This window comes from Pseudomonas sp. GW822-FHT05A08 (assembly GCF_058800485.1).
In genome coordinates this window covers 2541956-2564991 of the sequence record NZ_CM179511.1, presented here as the reverse complement: position 1 = coordinate 2564991, position 23036 = coordinate 2541956, and the positions used below count along the sequence as shown (strand labels likewise).

8 protein-coding genes (1 of these 8 cut by a window edge) are annotated in these 23036 nt (G+C 62.9%); 1 reads left to right on the top strand and 7 read right to left on the bottom strand.

Translation table 11 applies throughout. From position 1 onward, the window contains the following. Window positions 1–177: 177 nt before the first annotated feature. Window positions 178–1986 (top strand): calcium-binding protein, encoded by a 1809-nt coding sequence (locus tag AC3RCP_RS11515; RefSeq protein ID WP_492571486.1) that lies wholly within the window; start codon window positions 178–180, stop codon window positions 1984–1986. A 223-nt stretch (window positions 1987–2209) separates the two neighbouring features. On the opposite strand, the gene AC3RCP_RS11510 is transcribed toward AC3RCP_RS11515, so the two are convergent. The 7 genes in view from AC3RCP_RS11510 to AC3RCP_RS11480 are tightly spaced (at most 44 nt apart) and all read right to left on the bottom strand, a layout consistent with a single transcriptional unit that may run on beyond the window. Beyond that, the gene (locus tag AC3RCP_RS11510; protein ID WP_157832247.1) at window positions 2210–3160 is read right to left on the bottom strand and encodes an acyltransferase domain-containing protein; all 951 of its coding nucleotides are present in this window, start codon (window positions 3158–3160) and stop codon (window positions 2210–2212) included. Between the two features lie 44 nt (window positions 3161–3204). After that, window positions 3205–4014 carry a 4'-phosphopantetheinyl transferase family protein gene (locus AC3RCP_RS11505; protein WP_493150784.1) on the bottom strand — a complete coding sequence of 270 codons (810 nt, stop codon included), beginning with the start codon at window positions 4012–4014 and terminating at the stop codon, window positions 3205–3207. Further along, entirely contained in the window at window positions 4011–5705 is a 1695-nt protein-coding gene (gene panP / locus AC3RCP_RS11500) for a pyridoxal-dependent aspartate 1-decarboxylase PanP (protein WP_492571594.1), read from the bottom strand. Before panP ends, AC3RCP_RS11505 begins: the two co-directional genes overlap by 4 nt. Then, window positions 5702–6538 carry an ACP S-malonyltransferase gene (fabD, locus tag AC3RCP_RS11495; RefSeq protein ID WP_492571484.1) on the bottom strand — a complete coding sequence of 279 codons (837 nt, stop codon included), beginning with the start codon at window positions 6536–6538 and terminating at the stop codon, window positions 5702–5704. Before fabD ends, panP begins: the two co-directional genes overlap by 4 nt. 41 nt (window positions 6539–6579) lie before the next feature. Next, window positions 6580–11361: an SDR family NAD(P)-dependent oxidoreductase gene (locus AC3RCP_RS11490; protein WP_492571483.1), complete on the bottom strand. Its 4782-nt coding sequence runs from the start codon at window positions 11359–11361 to the stop codon at window positions 6580–6582. Window positions 11362–11378: 17 nt separating this feature from the next. Beyond that, a complete protein-coding gene (locus AC3RCP_RS11485) occupies window positions 11379–20969 on the bottom strand; it encodes an SDR family NAD(P)-dependent oxidoreductase (protein ID WP_492571482.1) in 9591 nt (3196 codons plus the stop codon). Continuing rightward, window positions 20962–23036, bottom strand: the final stretch of a protein-coding gene (locus AC3RCP_RS11480; RefSeq protein ID WP_492575579.1) for an amino acid adenylation domain-containing protein. 12673 nt of this gene lie beyond the right edge of the window; 2075 of the gene's 14748 nt are visible here — the last part of the coding sequence; the start codon falls outside the window, past its right edge — the gene reads right to left on this strand; it ends in the stop codon at window positions 20962–20964. The genes AC3RCP_RS11485 and AC3RCP_RS11480 overlap by 8 nt, the downstream gene beginning before the upstream one ends.

The following is a 23036-nucleotide window of genomic DNA, read 5'->3' as shown; positions in this document are numbered from 1 at the left end:
AGGACGATCGTGCCAATACCCGGCTGCCCGACCCACGCCTTCCAGACGAATGAGTAGCTTGGGCGCAGATTCCGGAGCGCGCAGTCACCAGGCTCCGAAATCCGAGCGAAGAAGAACAAGAAGACTTCAGCTCTTGTTTTTGTTCATGACTTTTTAGTTTGTGAGGGAAAACGAACCATGGCGATATTCGACTACAAGGGCCAAGACGGCCGCGTGCTGATTTCAGATGCCTGGAACCTGGCCACCTACACCAGCGGCGTAGCGACGGTAGGCGCGCTCTACCACTTGCCCGGGGCGGTCCTGGGCGAAGGAAACACCTTTGTCCTGCCCAAGGGCTGGCGCGAGATCAGCGCCAGCGACCTGGGCATCGACGGCAGCCACCTCGACCTGACAGGCAGCTTCAAGGGCGAAAACGTATCCGGCTCCCAGGCCAAGGTATTCGGCCAATACGACGAGAGCGGCAAGCTGGTGAAAATGGGCTTTTCGATTGCCGGCACCAACTCGCCGATGGACTTGCTGGGATACCCGGCAATGATCGACAACTCCTATATCCACGGCTACGACTACCTGCTCGACTCGATCAAGAACTACGCTACCAGCCATAACCTGACAGGCAAGGATGTGCTGGTCACCGGCTACAGCCAGGGCGGCTCCGTGACCAACAGCATGTACCAGGGCAGGGAAAACCTGGCCGACGGCTTTTTCAAGGATTCGGACTACTTTGGCATGGCGTCGCCAAAGGCCAGCAACAGCGACGGTATCTTCAACTTCGGCTTCGAAAACGACATCGTGCACCGGCTCATCGGCGAACAGACCGACCTGAGCGGCGCCATTCTCGCGGCCCTCAAAGGCAGTGACGCCAGCTACACCTCGACCACCGACAACATCGTGCTGTTCGACACGGTCTACGCTTTGCCCACCTGGCCCAACGGCCCCTTCTCCGTGATCAATCCCAACGGTTGGGTGGCGCACCTGGAAGGCGTTTTCATCAACCCCATCCAGCGCATCGGCCAGTCGACGTTCTACGACTACATCGAGCGTGACAGCACCATCGTCATCAGCAACCTCGACCCGGTCAGCCGCAGCTTTACCTGGGTCAGCGACAAATACTCCCCCACCTCCAACCACTTCGGCACACCGGCCTTTCTCCTCGGCACGGACAGCGCGGACAAGCTGCAGGACGGCAGGAACGACGACTTCCTCGACGGCTTCGCCGGCAACGACAGCTTCAGGGTCAGCACCGGCACCGACATTGTCGCCGGCGGCGTGGGCGACGACAAAGTCTTCCTGCAGGGTACGGTCACCAGTTACGAAGCCGTGCGCCTGAGCGATGGCAGCCTGTTTCTCAACGACACCAACGGACGTTACGGCCTCAAGGAGCTGCACGACGTCGAGCATGTCGAGTTCGAAGGCCTCCTGGGCCAGGCCTTGACCCCGGCCTTTACCGTGACCGGCAGCAAGCTCGATTTCGAAGGCCTGTTCGGGTCGGACAAGAGCTACGCCAAGGCCACCGAAGGCACACAGTTGGCAGACCTGCTGAAGGGTACCGCCTCCCGCGACCTGATCTTCGGCCAGGGCGGCGACGACCTTATCGAAGGTGGCGCGGGCAATGACCTGCTGCACGGTGGAAACGGCAACGACACCCTGCTCGGCGGCAATGGCAACGACGCACTCTACGGCGGCGCGCACAACGACATCCTGGTGGGTGGCCTGGGCAACGACACCCTCAGCGGCGGTGTGGGCAGCGATCTGTTTGTCTTCGACGTGGGCGGCTTCGGCCATGACGTGATCAGCGACTTCAACGTTCACCAGAACGGCTTCGATCAGTTGGTGTTTTCCAAGTCCTTGTTCGCCTCCACGGCCGCCGTCCTCAGCGCCACCAGCCAGCAAGGCAGCGACAGCCTGATCGTGGCGGGAGACAGCAGCATCACCCTGGTCGGCTTCAACCCCGCGCAACTGAGCGCGGACATGATCAGCCTGGTCTGACGCTCGATGGGCACACCCTCCGCTCATATGGGGGTGTTGCCCTGACTGACCTGGCCATTGCAGAAACAAAAAGGGCCCACCTGGCGGTGGGCCCTTTTCTATTCTGTTGATTCTGTACGGGGCTGCTGCGTGGAGCAGGCATCTGCACCGATACCCTGCCCGTTAACTACGTTCAGGCCAGTAGCTGCCTCCCGGCCTACCGGTATACCCATACGCTGACGCACTACAGCAACCAGAGTGCCGGATCGAGTGTCCGGTGTTTCGAGAACGGTGTGTAGACCGGTACCGTTCTGGACGCCGAACCCGGATCAAGGATGTACTTGCAATAGGTCGAGAGGGTTCCGGAAGGGCTGACATCCACATAGAGGTTGGGGCCCTCTTGCTCCAGGATTGCCAGGGTTTCCTTGAAATGAATCGGCTCTCTGAGCACCGCATCGAAATGATCGGCCTCATAGGTACGGATGATCGCTTTTTTCTGGCAGGAGAACACCGGCACCAACGGGTGACCGGGTGCACTGTTTCCATAATGCTCGCGCAGTGCCGAGCGGGCAGGATCGATGGCCGATGAGTGGAAACCATACTCGACCGGCAAGCGGCTGGTGATATGGTTGCCCGCCTTCAGATACGCCTCGACCCGCTCTATCGATGTGCTTTTTCCGGCGATTACGAAGTGCCTGTCAAAGGAAACCGATGCCATCTCGCAGTTCTCGTGCAACAGCCGGTCTTCGTCGAACAGCGCTGGCGGTGCAAAGACCGAGAGCATCCCTCCTCGCTCGCAGGTCCGCGCCAGCACCCGGGAGCTGAACGCCAGCAGGTCGATGCATTCTCTGGGGCTCAGCGCCCCGGACACCGCGGCACACACGACCTCCCCCAGGCTCGCACCCAACAGCACATCGGGATAGATACCCCGCGATAACAGGGATTGGGTCAAGGCATATTCAAAACAGAAGACCGCCTGATTGGAGTAAAGGGTGGTGTCGAACGGGATCAGGGCGCTGACCTGGTCGTTGAACACATATTCAATGATCGACCCACCGATCTCGGCCGTCACCCAGAGATCCAGGCGCTTGAGACTGTCACGAAAAACGGGGTCGTGAACAAACAGGGTCTTGCACATGTGAAAGTACTGACACCCTTGTCCTGGGTACATGAAAATGGTTTTGCGTTGGGTCATGGGTTCTGACTCCTCAAGAAACACATAAGCCCGGCAGCTGGCATCTAGGCTGATCGGGCCAAAAAGGTGAAGTCGACAAAGTGTTCGCTGACCAGGGGACATATGCGACGCAGCAGAAGATGCGGGGCGCGCTTCCCATGCCCCGCGCAGCACACGGCGGCCACATGAGTGACGTTCGGCTCGAGCAGGCTGAAATGCCAGCCTGTGGCCTGTTGCCCGGGGTCATCGAACCGGCATTCGATTCGCTCCTCGTCAAGCATATGGAAACCGAAGCAGTCGAACGCCGTCGCAAGGCCCGCCCCCGTGGCTTTGACATAGGCTTCTTTCAGCGTCCAGTAGCCGACATATCGCTGCCATCGTTGCACCGGCGCCAGACGATCGAGGGCCGAGACCTCGTCCGCGCGAAAACAGCGCTGGCCGATGGCGACAAAATCATCGCGTCGCTCATAGGACTCGGTGTCGATCCCCAGCTGGCCGCCTCTCATCACCCCGACCAGCACCACTCCCGCGCCATGGGAAATGTTGAACGACAGCTCACGCTCCTCATCGGACGGGCACAGAATCGTCGGGCGGCCGTGCGCCGTCTTGCCGAACCGCCAATCCGCCGCGGCCCGCAGGCTGTAGCGCGAAAGTACACAACGCACCAGGGCACGGGTGATCAGGTATTGCCGACGATCATGGGCAAAATGAAAGGTCGACTCGATCGCCCTCTCCTCTTCGCAGAGCAACTCCTGGCGATAGCGTTCAAACAGCGCCGGCTCGATTTCGCTGCACGTTGCCATCCATAAGTGGATCTGCCCCCGGGGCAATTCCAGCCGCTCATGCAGGGCATCGACCTGACCGATATGCCTCATACCGTGACCGAAGATTGTGGTCCTTGAGCCAGCAAGGCCAGCAACCGCGGCAGAAACCGGCTGCCGAGCGCCAGTGCCCGTTGCTCCTGGACAACCTCCTGGAGTATCGACGCAGTCGTCAGCGGGTTTGCCAGCACCACGCGCAAGACACTGATCGAGCGGTTTGCCCAGCGCTCCGGCGTCAACCGGGTACGCGAGACAAAGGAGCGTCCGGCATCCCGTTGCCGCTCCTGGATATCGTCGTTCAGCGCATCCAGGCATTCCTGCAAAGCGTCCACCTTTGCAGCGTCAGCCTTGTGCAAGGCCTGCATGACCGGCGACGGGACATAACGATAAGTCAGCAGGCAGAGTTGCGGTTCGCTGAGCAGCTCGAAGTCGTCCTGCTGCTTGATCAGGTCGGCAAAGTAACGGGCGTTGTCGACGCCGTGATCGATCAACTGCTCATATCCCTGACGCCCAAGAAGGTGCAGGTTGGCGTACAGCAACATCGCCATCGCGCTGCGCGAGCCTTCCAGGGTATGGCGCCCCAGGTCCTTGGAGCCCTTGCGCACGATGTAATTGGCATGTTGGCTGATCGCGGCGGTCAGCGTCGGCTGCCTGAAAAAGACCAGGCCGGCCCCCATCGGCACATACAGCTGCTTGTGCGCATCGATAACCACCGAGTCGGCGCGTTCTATTCCCTTGAACAAGGGGCGTTGTCGATCCGACATCAGGCTCGCGCCCCCCCAGGCCGCATCCACATGGAAATGACAACCCGCCTGCGCGGCCACATCGGCCATGGCATCGAGATCGTCGATAGCCCCGGTTTCGGTGGTCCCTGCGATCCCTACAAGCGCAAGCGGCTTGATATTGTCCAGGCGCAACCGCTCAAGGCAGCGTTGCAAGGCATCGATGCGAATACGCTCGGCGCCATCGGTGGGCACGGCAATCAGTTGGTCCTGGCCAATGCCGAGAAGATCGGCCGCTTTTTTCAATGAATAATGACCGCGCTCGGACACCAGCAGGGCCAGGCCATCGTAACCGTAGTGCTTGAGCCCCTTGGCCAGCCCCTCCCGGGCAACGCCCGCGAACCCCTTGTCGGCGGGCAGCAGGTTATTGCGACTGGCCCACAGGGCCGTGATGTTGGCGGTGGTCCCACCTGCGCAGAATGCCCCCAGGGCATGCTCGCCGCTGTGCAACGTCTGTCGGTAGAAATCCTCGTCATTGCCATAGATCAGCCGGTGCAGCATCCCGAGTACCTGACGCTCCAGCGGCGTGAAGGCATTGGAGGTTTCCAGCTTCACCGGGTTCTGATTCAGCGCCGTCATGATCTTTGCCAACGGCAGCAGATACGACGGCAACGCGGAAGTCATGTGGCCGATGAATGACGGCGAGGCCGTCGGCGTGGCGCGGCTGAACACCTGGTTCTGCAGGTACTGGACATGCTCGTCGAGGCACACGGGCGACTCCGGGAGACAGACGCTGGAGAACGCCGACTCCAGCCCCCCCCGAGCGTCACTCCCGAACCCTGGGTTGCTGAAGTAGCCGGCTGGATGTCCCGCGATAGTGCGCTCCAGCTCCTCCAGTACCCTACCGTTGTTCGCAGAGGGACCGAACAGGCGTAGCAGCTGTTGCAAGCGCGGCGATATCGGCTCGCCCTGCCGCGCCCGGCCAGGCACGCTTCGCTCAAACCCGTGCTCTAGCTGCGTCATAGTATTTTCCCAACGAGCTTGGTCAGCACGTCGCCCGGGCCGACCTCCTTGAACCGCGTGACACCGGCTGCCCGCATGTTCAGCACCGAATCCCGCCACATCACCGAACTGCACAGCTGCGCGGACAGCCGCTCCACCAGGTTGCTGTCGCTATAAAAACCGCCGTCGACATTGGACAGTACCGGAACCTGCAACGGGGAAAACCCGATACCCCTCAGGAAATCGGCGAACGCTTCCTTGAGCGGCGCCATCTGGCGGGAGTGGAATGCCGCGCTGACCTTCAGGGGGACGTAGACGATGCCCTGCTCGTCAAACAAGCCATAGGCTGCTGTCAGGTCGGGTTGCAGCCCCGCGATCACAATCTGCGAGTCCGAGTTGTAGTTGGCCACGTCGATACCATCCAGCCCCCCCTGGTTCAGGCAGGCACGGAGCCTGTCGATGTCGCAGTTGATCACCGCCGCCATGCCGCCACCGGAAGCACTGCTCATCAGTTGCGCGCGTTTATGGACGATGCGCAGACCATCATCGAAACCGAATGCTCCAGCGGCTAGAAGCGCGTTGTACTCCCCCAGACTATGACCGGCCAGGCATGCCGCGGGCGTGGGGTCGTCCTGAATGGCTTTCAGGTAACACAGCGTATTGACGGTAAACAGTGCCGGTTGGGTGTAGAGCGTGTTGTTGAGTTGGCGCTCCGGGTCGTTCAGGCACAACTCCTTGATCGAGTAGCCGAGGATGTCATCCGCCATGCGTGTATAAAAATCGAACTCGTCGAACAACTCGCCACCCATGCCCTGGCTTTGCGACCCTTGGCCGGGAAAAATGTAGGCTTTCATTTCCATGCACTCCTTTTCATTAGGGACCGCCGATTGGCGGCTCAGGCCTCGACCGATTGCGCCGACAGGTTTTTTGTCGACCCGGGCGTTACCCTGTCGGTCTTGGCATACAGCCCTTGGCAATAGCTGCCGATCTGGTCCAGGGCCGGTTGCGTGGACAGCATCAACATGTGACACAACGCATCCACCTCGACGACTTCAAGGCTCGGCATCTGCTGCTTCCAGCCTTGTGCGTAGTCGTCCTGCCCCAAGGCACTGTGTTCCCCGCGCACGAACAGATACGGTTGCAGACCACCGAAGTAATTGCCGCCACGGTTGTGCAGGTAATGGCATCGAACGGCCGCAGGATGAGGCAAGGGCAGTATCTGGAAGTTCGTGCTGTCGTAGGCCGACTGCACCTTGGCGTTATGCCGGATACGCTGCATCAGCTGGCCGACCGAAACATCCGAACTGTGCTGGCAGGCCTGCTCGGCGAGGGCCTGCAGGAAGTCATCGTCGCTGACGTCACTGTCGATCCGTTCCTGGTGAATCATGTTCTCCAGCGCCTGTTCCAGGTCGTCGCCATACGAGGCGCCGATGGCGATATTGGCGCTCTGCAGATAAAGCGTCTTGGTTGAAACCCCCGCCCCGCTCATGGCGTGACTGTCCAGGCTGTCGACCATCACCAGGCTGTCCACCGTTTCACCGAGCTCCTGCAACTGCCGCGTCACTTCATAGGCCAGGGCTCCGCCGAGGGAGTAACCGCCCAGGGAATAGGGACCGTCCGGCTGCTGCATCAGGATCAGGTGGCAGTAATAGGTCGCCATCGCCTGCAAGCCCTGGAGTGGCGCACGTTCACTCATGTAGCCGCGGGCCTGGATACCGAAGAACGGGCGCTCGATGCGCTGTGCCAATGCCTGGTAAGCCTCGACACCACCGATGCCGGCATGAATCCAGAACACCGGGCGCCCGCTACGGCCCTGGTTGAGCGCAACCAGCTCCGGGTAACGCCGGCTGAGGTGGCGTACCGGATGCGACTCGATCGAGGCAACCGGCTGTGCGTCCAGCAGGCGAACGATGTCGTTCAGCGTCTGGCACTCACGCAGATCGGCCAGCGCGAACTCGCCGAAGCTCGCACTCAGCCGCTGGTAAAACAGAATGAAGGTCGCGGAGCCCAGGCCGTACTCGCTCAACGCCCGGTCCTCGCGCCAGGTGGTCGCCGGCAGTCCGGTCACTTCCGCGAGGATCCGCCGAATCCTCTCCAGCAGCGGCCCTTGCAGCTTTTCCTCGGCCCATGGCTGCGGCCCCGCTTCTGCCGCCGACGGCGCCGCGCCGACCCAGCAGCGGACCTTGTCGAACGGGTAAAGCGGCAAAGCCACCGGGCGATGACAGTCACTGCCGTCCAGACGTCGCCAGTCGATATCAATACCGTTCGCCCACAGCGCCGCCAACGAGAGCAGATGCTTTTGCCCGACGGCGTCGTCGATCAGGCTGTCGGTGGTGCGATCCTGTGCCAGAGCTTCCAGCAATCGGCTATCGGGCGTCTCGACAGCCCCTGTAAAACCGACACCATCACGTTTCGACCAGTCCTCCGGGTCCGCGCAAAAAGCCTGCAGGCTCCGCGTCAGTTCGCTCACGTCGGACACCACCATCGCCAGCCGGAAGTCCATGGCCTCACGCTGTTGGCGCAGGGCGCGCGCATAGTCGACCAGGCTTGTGGCCAGGCCCGAGCCCAGGGACTGCAGGTGAGCCGTCGCCAGGGACAGCAACGACGAGGGACTAGCGGCGGACAGCACGATCAGTTGCTCTTCGGTGGCCAGCGGTACCGGTGCCGGGCACTGCGGCTGCGCAATCTCGAACGCCTCGACGATGACATGCGCATAGGTTCCGCCTGCGCCAAACGAGTCGATGGCCGCCCGCCTCGGTACGCGACATTCCTTGCCATCGACCGTGAGGATCGGTTGTGGCCAGTCGCGCAGCGTCGATTGCAGTTCAAAAGGCGCCTGCCGCCAATCGATATCGCTGTTCATCTGGCCGATGCCCGGCGTTGGCAGCCACTTGCGATGCTTGAGTTGCAATAGCACCTTGGTCAGTTGCGATAGGCCGGAAGCGGCCTCGGCATGCCCGATGTTGGATTTCACCGTACCAATCGCACAGGCCACCCCAGGCTCGCTGAAGACCTTGCGCAGCGCCAGCATTTCCACGGCATCGCTGAGCGGGGTACCGTTGGCGGCGGCTTCGATGTAACTGATGCTGTTGGCCGCGACGCCGGCCTTTTCCAGGCTTTCCCGGATCAGGGCCGTCTGCGCCTTGACGTTCGGCGTGGCGTAATGGCTGGCCCCGCCGCTGTGACTGACATGGGTCGAACGGATCACCCCCAGCACTTCGTCCTGGTCGCGCAAGGCATCGCTTAACGGCCGAAGCAGCACGGCGCCCACTCCCTCGCACGGCAGATAGCCGCTGCCGTCGCTGAAACTGCGACTGTCGGGCGCGCTGCCCAACATGTTCGATGCCCCCAGGCCGATGTATTTCTTGGGGTGCAACGACAGATTGACACCGCCCACGATGGCGCCCGTGCATTCGCCCCGCAGCAGGCTTTCGTGGGCGTAGTGCAAGGCCACCAACGACGATGAACACATGGTATCAAGCGCAAGGCTCGGCCCGCGCAGATCAAAAACATGGGAAACGCGGTTGGCGATCGAGCTGTAGGAGGAAATCGATACCAGCGACTCACTGAGCAGATCGCTGTCCACGGCGCTGTATTGCTGGTACATCGCGCCGACGAACACCCCCAGCTTCGACTGGTAACGCTCGGCGATACGCTGACGGGTCAGACCGGCGCTGTCGAAAAGGTGTTGAACCGTCTGCAGGAACAGGCGCCCGTTCGGATCGAGAACGCTGGCCTCCCGCGGCGTCAACTTGAAAAACGCCGGATCGAACGCCGCGACCTCTTCCAGGAAACCGCCCCACTTGCAGGTGCTCTTGCCCAACATCGGCGTGCGGGCATAGAAGTCGTCGGCATTCCAGCGCTCGGGCGGGATCTCACTGATGCCGTCGTAACCTTCGGCCAGGCACTTCCAGAACTCATCCACCGAGTCAGCACCGGGATAACGCCCCGCCACCGCCACAATGGCGATCAACGGCGGCTGTTCGGCGTCACCGGCCAGCCCATGCACGGACGCCTCGACACTACGCGGTGCCGGAGGCTGAACCGGCAATGCGGGCGCGTCGGCGCAAACCGCGTCCTTGACCTCTCCTTGTGCAACCTGTCCCGGCGCAACCTGTCCCGGCACAGGCCAGCGACGGGCCACGACCTCGGCATGCTGCGCCACAAAAAAATCGGCCAGTTCCGCCAGCGTCTGGTACTCAAAAAACAGTGTTTTGGGCAAGGAACCGAAATCACTTTCCAGCTGCGCGATCACCCTCATCATCATGACCGAATCGATACCGTACTTGCTGAGCAAGGCATCGACCTGAATCCGCTGTTCGGCAAGCCCCAGTTCCTGCGCCACCAATCGGGTCAAGTGCGTCAGCAGTGCAGAACGCGACCCGGCCCCGGTCTCTCCCCGAGCCACTGGAGTCGCCAGCGGTGTGACGTCCGGAGCCTCGGCCAACGGACTGAAACCATGCAATGTCGTCGCCACCTGACGTATGCGCCGGACATTGCCCTCGACCACCAACACCTGCTCATCGCCCTGGGCCAAGGCCTGATAGAAAGCCTTGAGGGCGTTTTCGGTGGACAGCGCACGCAGGCCGCTTTCCTGCCACATGCGCTCCACCTGCCGTGGCTCCATGCGCATGCCACCGTCCTGCCAATAGGGCCAGTTGATCGACACCGATCGGCCTGTCCCCTGCCCGGAACGCACCCGTTGCGCACGCAGCCGGGCGTAACCGTCCATAAAACCATTGCCCGCGGCGTAATCGGATTGCCCGGCATTGCCCAACACGCTCGATAGCGAAGAGAACAAGGCAAAGAACGACAACGGCAGCGTCCGGGTCGCCTGGTCCAGATTCACGGCGCCACGAACCTTGGGGGAAAGCACCTGTTCGAACTCACTGACTGACTTGTTCAGCAACAGGTTGTCGCGAATGATCCCGGCGCAATGGATCACCCCGTCCAGCCGGCCACAGGTCTCCAGTACCCAACCGATCAAGTTATCGACTTGCTCCGGATCGGCGATATCGGTACGCCGGTAACTGACCAGGACACCGGCACGCGCCCAGGCCTCCAGTTGCTTGCGCGCCTGTTCGTCCACGCTGGAGCGCCCGACCAGGATCACCCGGCTGTTGAACCCCTGGGCCAGAATTTCCTCGATCAACAGGCGCCCTACCGCGCCCAGCCCGCCGGTAATCAGATAGACATGCCCGGCCCTCCAAGGGCTGGGGCAATGATCGAGCAGCGTCAATTCCTGCCAGTCCAGCGCATACCGCTGGTCATCGCGATAAAGGATTTCCACATGGCGATCGCCCGCCTGCGCGTTGCCGCGCAACTTCGCCGTGAGCGTTGCCAGGCTCTCCTGGGCATTGACCGCGATCACCTGCCCGCGAAAGCCGGGGTATTCACTGGTAATGGTGCGAAACAGGCCGGCAATGCCGGAGCGCTGGGCAAACTGCTCCTCGCTGAGGATCACCTGAACCAACGGCAGCTGCTTGTCGCCACGGCGCAAGCATTGATGGACCTGCTCCAGCAACGCCACGGACAGGCGTTCAAAGGACTGCGCCAGGGCAGCGGATGCCCCGTCGCTGAAGTCATGACACTGGGCATCGGGGTAATGCGCGCTCAGGGCGGTGAACGGCAACGAAGCCATGTGGCAAAAATAAATCTGGTGAGCTGAATGCTGCATGTTTTGTCCCTCGGACTTCAAAGGTTGGCCAGCGTCCACCGGGGACTCAGAATCACCAGTGCGTCGTCTTCCAGAGATGGCGTGGCATCGGCGGGCAATCCACGGGTTACCAGGCCGCGCAGCGACAGGCACAGGCCCCCGGCCTGGTCGTACACATCGATATCGGTTTTCGGCCCCAGGGCGTTGAACGCCGGTTGTCGCCGCAGATGCGCCCACAACGTGCCGCGACAGGCCGCGAACAACTCGATGCTGTCCGCCGCGAAAGGCAAGGCTATTGACGGCTGTGGCCCGGCGGCCGCCGCCGGCTCGAACAGGGCCAGTGCCTGCAGAACCCCATCGAGCACACCGGGATCGATCACATAACGCGCATCGGTATAGGCCTGCGGATCTGCGCTCAGGCCCACCAGCAAGCTGTCCGGCTTGCTCCCCAGCCAAGTCAGGGTACGCAACGACGCGCCGTACTCCAGGCCATGCTCGGCCAGTCTTTGGTAGAAATCGGCGGCGCCGAGCGCCAGTGGCGGATAGGCATCGCGCAGGCTGTCGAGATCAACCACGCTCCGGGCCTGGGCTTCAGGGAAGTCGATGCTGCCTTGACAATGGAAGGTCCCCTCGGCCGCAGAGATCGACTGCCCGAGACAGAATTGCAGGTCCGTGGCGGTGCGCTTGAGCACCAACTCCAGGCTCAGCGGCTGCTCGCCGCTGACCGGTGTCACCCACGCAAGGTCCCGTAGGCGCATGGGCATCACGCTATCGACCGCCTGCCCCAGCGCCGAGGTGGCCGCGCAACGAATCATTTCCACCTGCGCGGCAGCCGGTAGCAGACGTTGCCGGGCAACACGGTGATCCCTGAACAGGGGCTCGGAGCCATTGAAATGACTCACATAACGAACGCCCTCCAGGCCAGAACGGTTTTCCTGCAACAGCGGATGCAGCTGCGCGGGCGCCGCCAGTGACGGCAACAGCGCGACCGCCTGCGCCCCCAGGTCGAGCCAGAAGAACTCCTTGGCGAACGGATAGGTCGGCAAGCTCACGCGCCGACCCGGCCGCTCGGCATAAAAGCGCTGCCAGTCCACCTGCAAGCCCTTGACCCATAGGGCCAACAACTTGCCGAGCTTGCCCTTTTCAAACCAGTGATCGATGGTCTGGCGCAGGTCCTCATCGCCCTGCAGCAGGCCCATGGCCTCGCGGTGATCCTGCACGGAGCCCTGGAACAGCTCGCCCCGCTCGACATCGCGCCCTTCGACAAACGCCTTCAGGGTTTCGCAGACCGCTTCCCGCGTCGAAGCGCCGAACGCCAGGCGATGCTCCATGGGTTCGCGCCCCACCTGAAGGGTGTAGGCCAAATCCCGCAGATCGACCTGAGCACCGCTTCCCTGCAAATGCGCCAGCAAACGTTCGGCGCGCTGACGCAACTGGGGAGCCGACTGCGCCGACAACAGGATCAATACCACGCCGGATGCAATGGGAGTCCGCGGTCGCAGGTCCTGGTACTCCTGAATGATCAGATGGGCGTTGGCCCCGCCGGCCCCGAATGATGAAATGCCCGCACTGCGCGCTACGGAGTGCATCTGGCCGTCCACCTCCACCGACAGGCGTTGCCACTCCTGCACGCTGAGTTGCAGCTTGAACGGTGTGCGCGCGAAATCGATACGCGGGTTGCTGCGCTCGCTATGCAGCGTCGGCAACAGTGTGGAGTGCTTGAGCTGCAGCAGCACCTTGGTCACGCTGGCGATGCCGGCGGCGCTTTCGCAGTGGCCGATATTGCTCTTGACCGAACCCAGGGCGCAGAACTGACGCTCGTTGCCAGCGTCGGCAAATGCATCGCTGAGGCCTTTGATCTCGATCGGGTCACCTAGCGGCGTACCGGTCCCGTGCGCCTCGACATAGCTGATCTGGCGCGCGGGAACTCCGGAGCGCCGCAAGGCCTCGCTCACCACCGCGGTCTGCGCCGCCGGGTTCGGCACCGTGAAACCGCTGGTGCGACCTCCGGCATTCATCGCACTGCCCTTGATCACCCCGTAAATGTGATCGCCAGCGGCCACCGCGGCCGACAGCGGCTTGAGCAGAATCGCGCCCACCCCTTCACCGTCGACGAAACCATCGGCGTCGGCACCGAAGGCCCGGCACTGATCGCTCTCCGACAACATCCCCATCAGGGACAGCCCCATGTAGTGGGTCGGACTCATGATCAGATTGACCCCACCGGCAATCGCGCTGTCGCACGACCCCGACAGCAGACTGTCGATTGCCAGGTGAATGGCGCTCAGGGACGAGGAGCACGCCGTGTCGACCGCCAGGCTCGGCCCCTTGAAGTCGAACAGGTAGGAAACCCGATTGGCGATCGACCAGTAGCTGGCGCCGTTGACGTAGTCGGCGTTCATTGCCCCGACAAACACCCCGACCCGGTTTCCGTTCGATAGCGTACCGGGGGTGTAACCGGCCTCCTCGATGCAGGCATACGCCTGTTCGAGGAACAAACGGGACTGTGGGTCCATACGCTCGGCTTCGGTCGGCGATATCTGGAAAAACAACGGGTCGAACGCGTCGATATCGCGGATGAATCCGCCCCATTTGCTGTAGTGCTTGCCCCACTTGCCACGCTGCTCATCGAAATGCTGGCGCCAGTCCCAGCGTTTTGGCGGAATTTCGCTGATGCAGTTGCGCCCCTGGGACAGGTTCTGCCAGAACTCTTCCAGGTCGTCTGCCTGGGCATACCGCCCGCTCATCCCGATAACGGCGATGTCACAGGCGCTGCTCCGGGGATCCGTAACAGCGCTCGGCGCCTGCGGCCAAGCGGCCAGCGGAATCGGCGCCGGTGCTGCGAACGCTGGCGCCGGCGCGACGTCCGACGGCGTCGACTGCACCCCCAGCAATGTCTCCAACTCGAGCCGATGTTTGTTGATGAAATGCATCACCAGGGCGCGGATGTTCTGTACCTCGAAAAACAGTGTATTGCTCACATCGGCGAAGGACTGATTGAGGATCGCAACCAGCCGTACCGAATAGATCGAGTCGATGCCATAGCTGTCCAGCGGTTCGTCGACGTCCAGGCGCTCCACGGGAATCCGCAGCTCCTGCGCGATCAGGCGCTTGAAGTGGACCAGAGCGGCGTCGAGCAGTTGCCCTTCGTGTACCTGGGCGGTCTGAGCCGTCACCGGCGGCTGGCTCGCCTGCGGCGCGTGTTGTGCGTTGGCTGGCGAACGCAACGGCTGACGAATGACCCCATCGCTGACGGCTTCCAGCACCTCGCCGCTGACCGTATCCGACAGCTGCCCCATCACCTTGAAGCCTTCCCGATGCAAGGCCAGGCGCAGCTCGTCGGTGCGTCCATGGCTGGCGACCAACAAGCTTCCCTGGCGTTTGAGCAACACCTTGATGTGGCGCAACGTCAGCCGGAAATCTCCAGCCGCTTGCGCCAGGGCAATGACGAGATCGTATTCCCCCGGTTTCAGGCCTTGCCCGGCGATGTCACATTGCGGGTCGAAAGCCACCGCTTGCAGTCCGCCAACCTGCCCTTCCAGCCCGGCGATCATCAACCGCTCGGCATCGCCATCGTGGCTGCACACATACCGCTGCGTGGCTTGCAGATGCTCCAGCACATCGCCGCGCGCCGCGAAACAGCCCCCCATGTCCAGTATCGATACGGCGGCACCCGGGGTGGCGGCCCACTGGCGCCAGCGCTCGACAACGCTGCCATCGGGGCGGGCAGCCTGGTCCGAGTCATGGCCAGGCAGCCCGGACTGTGCCGCCAGCACCGTCAACTGTTCGTCGGAAGGAATCAGCGCGGGCGGGTTGCGGACCTTGTCCGTGACCTTGAGCAACGCCAGCTGATCGAGGTCGTCGCCAAACAGGTAGTTCAACGCTTCCATGCCATCCACCGGCTCGATGGAGGCAATGCCGTTACGCGCCATGAGTTCACGGTAGTGTGCGGAGGCCGCGATACCGGTATTGCCCCAGAAGCCCCAGTTGATGACTTTGACCCGGCTCGGCAACTCCCGCGCCAGCTGCTCCGCCAGGGCATTCTGGAACAGGCACCCGGCGCTGTAGTTGGCCTGGCCCAGCGGCGGGGTGAACACCACGGTCGAGGAGAAAAACAGCAGGAACTGCGGGGGCGCCTCTCGCAGTGCGATCCCCAGGTTGAGGCTGCTCTGGAGCTTGGCGAAGTACACCCGACGCAGTGTCGCCTCATCCATATTCGCCAGCGTGCTGTCTTCGAGCAGCAACGCCGAATGGATGACGCCATGGATGCTGCCGAAACGCTGGCGAACCTGCTGCAGGCACGCCTGCAGAGCCTCCAGATCGCAAGCGTCGGCCTGGTAATAGACCGGCGCACGCCCTGCCTGGGCACAGCTGTCTATCTGTCGTTGAATATCGGCATCGAGCGCCCGCCGCCCCAGCCATATCACCTGCGCATTGCAGTGGCCAATCGCGTATTCGCTCCACGCGGTGCCCAGCCCGCCTGCCCCGCCGATCACCACATAGACACCGTCCTGGCACAGGTAGTCGCCGCGTGGCGGCTGCTGGAACTCGGTCTTGAGCCATTGGCGGACGTACCAGTGGCCGTTGCGCCGCACTCGTTGCAGGCCCAGAGGGTCACAAGGCTGGCGGAGGATATCCCTGAGGGCTCCCACGCTGTCGCGCTCGATGTCGACGCTGCGGACCCGCCAGCGCGGCGACTCCTTGGCCATGGTACCGACCAGGCCATGCACGCCTGCCTGGGTAAAATTGCTCGCCTGCCCGTCGAAGCTGCTGGTCTCGTACTGCACCACGGTCAACTCGAACACCGTGCTGGCAACCGGCATCTGCTGCAAGGCCTTGAACAAGTTGAACAGGAACATCACCCCGCCCTGCTGCGCCTGCAGGATCTCGGCCTGATCGAAAGGCGAATGCCTGCCGCTGGGGGCCAGCCATATCAGATGCTCGATATCCCGACCTTCGAGCAAGGCCAAGAGCTCGGCACTGCCGCTGTCGGGGCTGACTTGCAGGCAGACCGCATCAGGCTGGCCTTCGACGATTCGCGCAAGGTCTTCCTGCCGGCTCCCCAGGATCAACAGGCGCCGCAGATCATGGGACAACGGACTGGACTCCGGCTGCGCCAGGGTCCACTGCGGCAACAGATAGACCTTCTGCTCGGCCTCGGTCGTGGCGCGGCTGGCCAGGGTGTGCGGGGTTGAGCCGGGGGTGGTCATCGTGGGCCCGGTCGTATCGCCCGACTTGAGCCGTAACGAGCTGAACCCCTTGATGGCGACACAGACATTGCCCGCGCGATTGCACAGATCGATGTCGAACCGGGTGATCGCTTCGCTCTGCGCCGGCTGACGCCGGACGTACGCCCACAGGGTGTTCTCACAAGGGCCGTACAGTTCCAGGCTGTCGATGGCGAACGGCAGGGCCACCGAGAAACCGGCAGGCGCGCCGGGCAGCATCAACCCCGCGCTCGCCTGCAACGCACCGTCCAGCAACGAGGGCGGCACATCGAACGGTTTGGCCTGGCTCGCCTCTCGGGCCTGCGGCATATGCAGTTTGGCAATCACATAGTCATCGCTACCCCACAGCGTCTCGATGCTCTGGAAAGACTCGCCATACTCATAACCGGCCTCCCGGTAGCCTTGATACAGCTCGGCGCCGCTCAGATGGCGACTGCAGCCGGCGATCAATTGCTCGACGTCATGCCGAAGCGAACGCGATGGGCAATCGGCGACAGTGGCCTGGCAATACACACGCTCAGGGTCTTGAGCGTCGACACACCGCAGGTGCCAGTCAGCGGTATCGGGCTCACCCTGTACCTCGATGTCCAGCCGCAGTTCAGCCGTGCGCTGCCAGATCGGCTGCAGCCAGGCCAGTTGGCTCAGGCGTAGCGCAGAACCACCGCGCCCCTGGCGATGACTGAGTTTCGCCGCCGCCGTGAACATCTCGATGGATGCCGCGGCAGGCAAGAGTTTCTCCCCGTTGATGCGGTGTTCGTCGAGAAAAAACTCACGGCCATCGAAGCGGCTGCTGAAGCGTTGCAGGCCGACGCAGGAAGTGTTGCTCTGTACCAGCGGATGCAGTGGCCGTGTTGTCGGCCATTGGCCGGCGCGACCGGCATCGGCCAGCATGGCCGCCTCGACCTCGTCCTCGACCCAATAGCGCTCACGGGCGAACGGATAGGTCGGCAGACTGACTTTTTGCGGGTACGGCTGTGCATACGCCGTACGCCAGTCCACCTCCTGACCCGCGACCCAGGCCGCGACGGCGGCTGGCAGATCGGTCGCGGCGACACTCGGCCCACTGGCCGACGCGGCGCTGACCGTTGCACTTAACAGGCCCGCCGCAACCTTGTCGCCTTGCAACCAGGCCTCCAGTCGAGTCCGCAGCTCCTGGTGAGAGCTCACGCATAGCGCCAGGCGTTCGCTCATCGCTTCGCGTCCGACCTGCAGGGTAAAGGCAATGCCAGACAGGTCCGCTGACGACAATGCCGGGCTGGCCAGCGCCGCCGCCAGCCGCTGCACGGAAAGATGCAGGGCGGTTGCGGATTTTGCCGAAAGCACAATGGCCACGGGCATTGACCTCGCCGTATGCGGCGGCACGCTCGAAGGCAGGTACTCCTCGATCAACAGGTGGGCGTTAGCCCCTCCCGCCCCGAAAGACGAGATCCCCGCCAAGCGGGGCCAGGTCTTTTCAACGGCGTGCTCACTCAGCGTCGGACGCTGCCACGGCGTCAGGCTGCGCTGCACATAGAATGGGCTGCCGGCGAAATCGATGTTGGGGTTGAGGGTCGCCGAGTGCAGCGAAGGGGCCAGTTGTCCGTGCCTGATCTGCAGCAGCACCTTGCTGATCCCGGCAATCCCGGCAGCACTCTCGCAGTGACCGATATTGGACTTCACCGAACCGATGGCACAGAAGCCCCGGTCCTGGGTTTGCCGGGCAAATGCCCGGGACAGCCCGGCGATTTCAATCGGATCGCCAAGTGGCGTGCCTGTGCCATGGGCCTCGATGTAACTCACCGCACGCGCCGGAACCCGGGCCTGGGCCAACGCCGCCGAGATCAGTTCGGCCTGGGCCAGTGGATTGGGGACCGTGTAGCCATTAGTCTTGCCACCGTGGTTGAGCACCGAAGCCTTGATGACGCCGTAGATCTGGTCACCATCGGCAATGGCCTGACGTTTGCGCTTGAGCAATACCGCACCCACCCCCTCGCCCGGCACATACCCCTCGCCACCTTCACCGAAGCTCTCGCAGCGGCCCTTGGCCGACGCGAAGCCACCCTGGCCCAGCATCAGATATTTGTTGGGATGAATGGACACATTAACGCCACCTGCCAACGCCATTTCGCACTCGCCGTCGCGAATGCTGCGACAGGCCAGGTGTAAGGTGGTGATGGAGGACGAGCACATGGTATCGAGCGCGATGCTCGGGCCTTGCAGGTTGAAAATGTAGGACACCCGATTGGCGATCGAGGCCGGATGCCCCGGAACGGCAAAGGGGTAACCGCGCTCAGTCGATTGAGCGCCGAACAGCTGGTACTCCTCGTACATGACCCCGACAAACACCCCGACACTGCGTCCCTTGCCGCCGCCCGGCGCCGCCGGAAGGCTGCTGCGGGTGTAACCGGCATCCTCCAGCGTCTCATAGGCGCACTCCAGGAACAGGCGCTCCTGTGGCTCCATGCCAATGGCTTCACGCGGCGAGATGCCGAAGAACAAGGGATCGAACTTGTCGACATCATTGATGAAGCCACCGTGCTTGCAGTACGTCTTGCCGATGGTGTTCTTGGCCGGGTCATAGAAGCGCTGGTGGTCCCAACGCTCGGCTGGAATTTCACGGATCATGTCCTGGGCGTTCGCCAGGCAGCTCCAGAACTCCTCCATGTTGCGTGCCCCAGGATAGCGCCCCGCCAGACCGATGATCGCGATCTCCTGATCATCGTCTTCATTGGCGGAGCGCATCGGTGCCGGCGCTTCGGACGCGACCACCGAGGCAGGAGTGACGCCGACTACCGCGGGGGGTGGGGTCTGGGTTTCCGGCTCCAGTATTCCTTGCAGTACCGCTGCATGCTCGGCCATGAAGTAGTCCGTCACTTCCCCCAGCGACTGGTACTCGAAGAACAATGTCTTGGACAAACGCCCAAAGGTCTTTTCCAGCTCATCGGTCAGGCGAATGATGATGATCGAGTCGATACCGTACTGCTCCAGTTGCACCTGCTCCTGGATGTCGTCTTCGTTCAGACGCAGGATCCGCGCGAACTGCTGGCGAAAGTAGGCGAGCGCCGCGTAGCGCAGATCCCCGGCCGGCGCGGGTGCGGGTGCGGGTGCGGCAGGGGCTGGCGCCGGCCCTGTGGAAGCAGCGCTGCTGGGCGCCAGCACGCGCGAGGCCAATCCGTGCAACAGCGCCACGGGCTCGCCCTCGGCGTCGAACAGATCGATATCGATCAACTGCAATGCTGCCGAACTCCCGGCTCCCGGCTGTGGCCGCAGCCAGGCCCAGCATGGCGGCGCCGATGCGCGCAGCAGTTCGAAGTGCGCAAGAGCGAAGGGAACGCTCGCCTGGCCCGCGCCCGACACCTGCATATTCAGCCCCAGGGCCGCTTGCAGGGCCGAGTCGAATACTCCCGGATGGACCAGAAAGTCCTCCTGCGCAGGCTCGGTGAGCTCAGGCGCGCGGAGCTTGACCAGGACACCGAAGTCACCGACCCACAGACGCTCCATACACTGGTGGCCAGGACCGTACTCCAGCCCCATGGCGGTCAGTTGCGGATAACACTCGGCTCCTGTGAACTGGCTCTTGGCCTGTTGCTCAAGCGCCGGGATGTCCAGGCGGCTGGCCGTTCGCAAGGGAGCGCAGACCTCAGCCTTGCAGTGCACCACCCATTGACCGTCAGCCGCTCGCGAGCGGACCTCGAGCTGTTGCCCACGCTCGCCCCCCGCCCGCAGAAGCACCTGCAGATCGATCCCGGCGGCATCCCCCCACATCGGTTGCAACCAGAGCAGGTCGCGCAACTGAAAGGGCGCGGCCGGTTGCCCCGCGGCGCGCAGCGCACGGCTCAACAGTTCGATGTACATCACGCCTGGCAAAATCGCCCGGCCATTGAGTCGATGGTCAAGCAGGAAAAACTCGTTGCCGCTCAAATGCGCGTGATGCGTGACTCCACCTTGAGGCTCGGCCTGGGCGAGCTGTTCCGGCTGCGCCCAATGCCGTTCACGTTCGAAGGGGTAACCCGGCAGGCTGGTCCGGCGTACCGCTTGCCCGGCCCAGAGCCCGGCCCAGGGTAGCGTGACTCCGTCGACCCAGGCCCTGGCCAGGGACTCATGGCTGGCCTCGCGGGATTGCTCGACGCTCCATTGCTCGACCCGGGCGCGCTCGGCAACCCCGCTCCAGAACGGTGGTTCAAGCGCTTCGGGCGACTGCACATAGTCCTGGAGCCGGGCAATCAACTGCGTCATGGACACCGCCAGCAACACCAGACGGTGCGGCAAGGCTTCGCGGCCGACCTGGAGCGTATAGGCAATATCGGGCAGCGCCAGATCCGGCCGGCCGAGCACATGCTCGAGCAACTGTTGCGCCAGTACTGGCAGAGTCTGCGCTTGCAACGCCGAAAGCACGATCAGTTGGTCATCACGATCATTCATCAGCAGATTCCTTTGAGAATTCTTCGAAAAGCAGGTGAGCGTTGGTTCCACCGATACCGAACGAACTGAGCCCGGCCATGCGTGGACGCGTGGAGTCGATCAGCCAGGGACCGCTGTCCTCGAGCAGATAGAACGGGCTGTCCTGCAAGTCGATGTAGGGATTGGTGCGCGCACAATGCAGGTTCTTCACCAGCGTTTTGTGCTTGAGGCACAGCAACAACTTGATTGCACCGGCGATCCCGGCGGCGGCCTCGAGGTGGCCGATATTGCTTTTCAAGGCCCCCAGGGCGCAGCGCGCCCCGGATGCGGGCTGATACCCGCCGCGCTGCCAGGCTTCCTTCAGCGCGTTGATTTCAATCGGGTCGCCAATCGGAGTCCCCGTGCCGTGGGTCTCGATGTAACTCACCTGATCCGGGCTGATCCCCACACGCTGGTACAACTGGTGCACCAGATCGGCCTGTGCCTGGGGATTGGGGGCGGTCATCGAATTGGCACGGCCACCGTGATTGACCGCACTACCGCGAATGACGCCATGGATCTGATCGTTATCGGCCAAGGCCTGCTTGAGCGTCTTGAGGACCAGCACCCCGGCCCCCTCGCCTCGCACATAACCATCGGCATCAGCGGCAAAGGTCTTGCAGCGCCCCTCGGGGCTGAGCATCTTGGCCTTGCCCATGGCCAGCGTGATGCGCGGCTCGAGCAAAATATTGACCCCACCCACCAGGGCCCAGCGGCAATCGCCATTGCGAATGGCCTTGACCCCCTCGTGAATCGCCACCAACGAACTGGAGCAGGCGGTGTCGATCGCCACGCTCGGCCCCGTCAGGTCGAGCAGGTAGGACACTCGGTTGGCCAGCATGCTGTGGCCATTACCGAAATTCGCCAGCGGATCGACCTCACCGTTGATCATCAGCTTGCCGGCGTAATCCATTGAACTGACCCCGACAAACACGCCCACCTCACGCTCGGGCAATGTACGCGGCGCATAACCGGCATCTTCCAGGGCATGCCAGGCCGACTCGAGGAACAAGCGGTGCTGCGGGTCCATGAATTCGGCCTCCAGCGGCGACAGGCCGAAGAAGCCGGGAGAAAACTTGTCGACATCGTTGATAAACCCGCCCCAGCGCAAGGCGGCGCCCCCCGGCTGGTCGGCATAGTCCTGCCAACGCCAGCGGGCAGCGGGGGTTTCGCTGACCAGGTCGTTCCCCTCATACAACTGCTGCCAGAAACGGCCCAGGTCATCGGCGCCGGGGAACACCCCGGCCATCCCCACCACCGCGATAGGTTCATCGAGGGCCGCCGAGGTCGGTACAGGCTCACGAGCCTCATCACCGGAGGGCAACGCCAGGCTGGCCAGCCACTTGCGCGGCGTGCCATGGCGATAGAAGTCCGCTGGTGAGCTGTTGACGCCAAACGCAGTGTTCAAGGCGTCGGCCAGGAGTACGAAACGGAATGAATCAAAGCCCAGTTGGTAGAAGTCCTGGTCAAGGCTGAGCTCGCTGGCCGCCACCTGCAGGACTTGCGCAATGGCCTGCAGCAGGCGCGTCGCGTTATCGCTGCCGATTGCCGAGTCCGGGCCGCCAGGCTCGTGTTGCGCGTCGTAGGGCAGCAAGCGAGCCCCCGCCGCCGAGAGGCTCAACCGGTCGACTTTGCCACTGGCCAGTCTCGGCAGTTGCGCCAGCTGATAGAAGCGATTGGGGATCATGTACCGCGGCAAGGTCCGGCCAAGGTGCTCACGCAGGGTGCGACCATCGAGCGCTTCGCTCAGCGTCAGAAACGCTTCCAGTCCCGAGTCTTCACCGACCTGCTTGACCAAGGCTTCCAGGACACCGGCATGCTCTCGCAGCGCGGCTTCAATCTCGCCGAGCTCGATTCGCTGTCCCTTGACCTTGACCTGCTGGTCATGGCGCCCCGAAAGCACCATCTCACCATTCGCCAGCCGATACCCCAGGTCGCCACTGCGAAAGTACCGCCGGGGCCCCGTGGCATCGAGATCCAGCAGCGCAAAACGCTGTTCGTGTTCGTCATCCTGGCCGATGTAACCCAGGGCCAGGGCATCTCCGGCGA

Coding starts and splice junctions, on each gene's coding strand:
- panP (WP_492571594.1), bottom strand. CDS start 5,705: ATGACGCAGCTAGAGCACGGGTTTGAGCGAAGCGTGCCTGGCCGGGCG.
- AC3RCP_RS11485 (WP_492571482.1), bottom strand. CDS start 20,969: ATGAATGATCGTGATGACCAACTGATCGTGCTTTCGGCGTTGCAAGCG.
- fabD (WP_492571484.1), bottom strand. CDS start 6,538: ATGAAAGCCTACATTTTTCCCGGCCAAGGGTCGCAAAGCCAGGGCATG.
- AC3RCP_RS11505 (WP_493150784.1), bottom strand. CDS start 4,014: ATGAGGCATATCGGTCAGGTCGATGCCCTGCATGAGCGGCTGGAATTG.
- AC3RCP_RS11510 (WP_157832247.1), bottom strand. CDS start 3,160: ATGACCCAACGCAAAACCATTTTCATGTACCCAGGACAAGGGTGTCAG.
- AC3RCP_RS11515 (WP_492571486.1), top strand. CDS start 178: ATGGCGATATTCGACTACAAGGGCCAAGACGGCCGCGTGCTGATTTCA.
- AC3RCP_RS11490 (WP_492571483.1), bottom strand. CDS start 11,361: ATGCAGCATTCAGCTCACCAGATTTATTTTTGCCACATGGCTTCGTTG.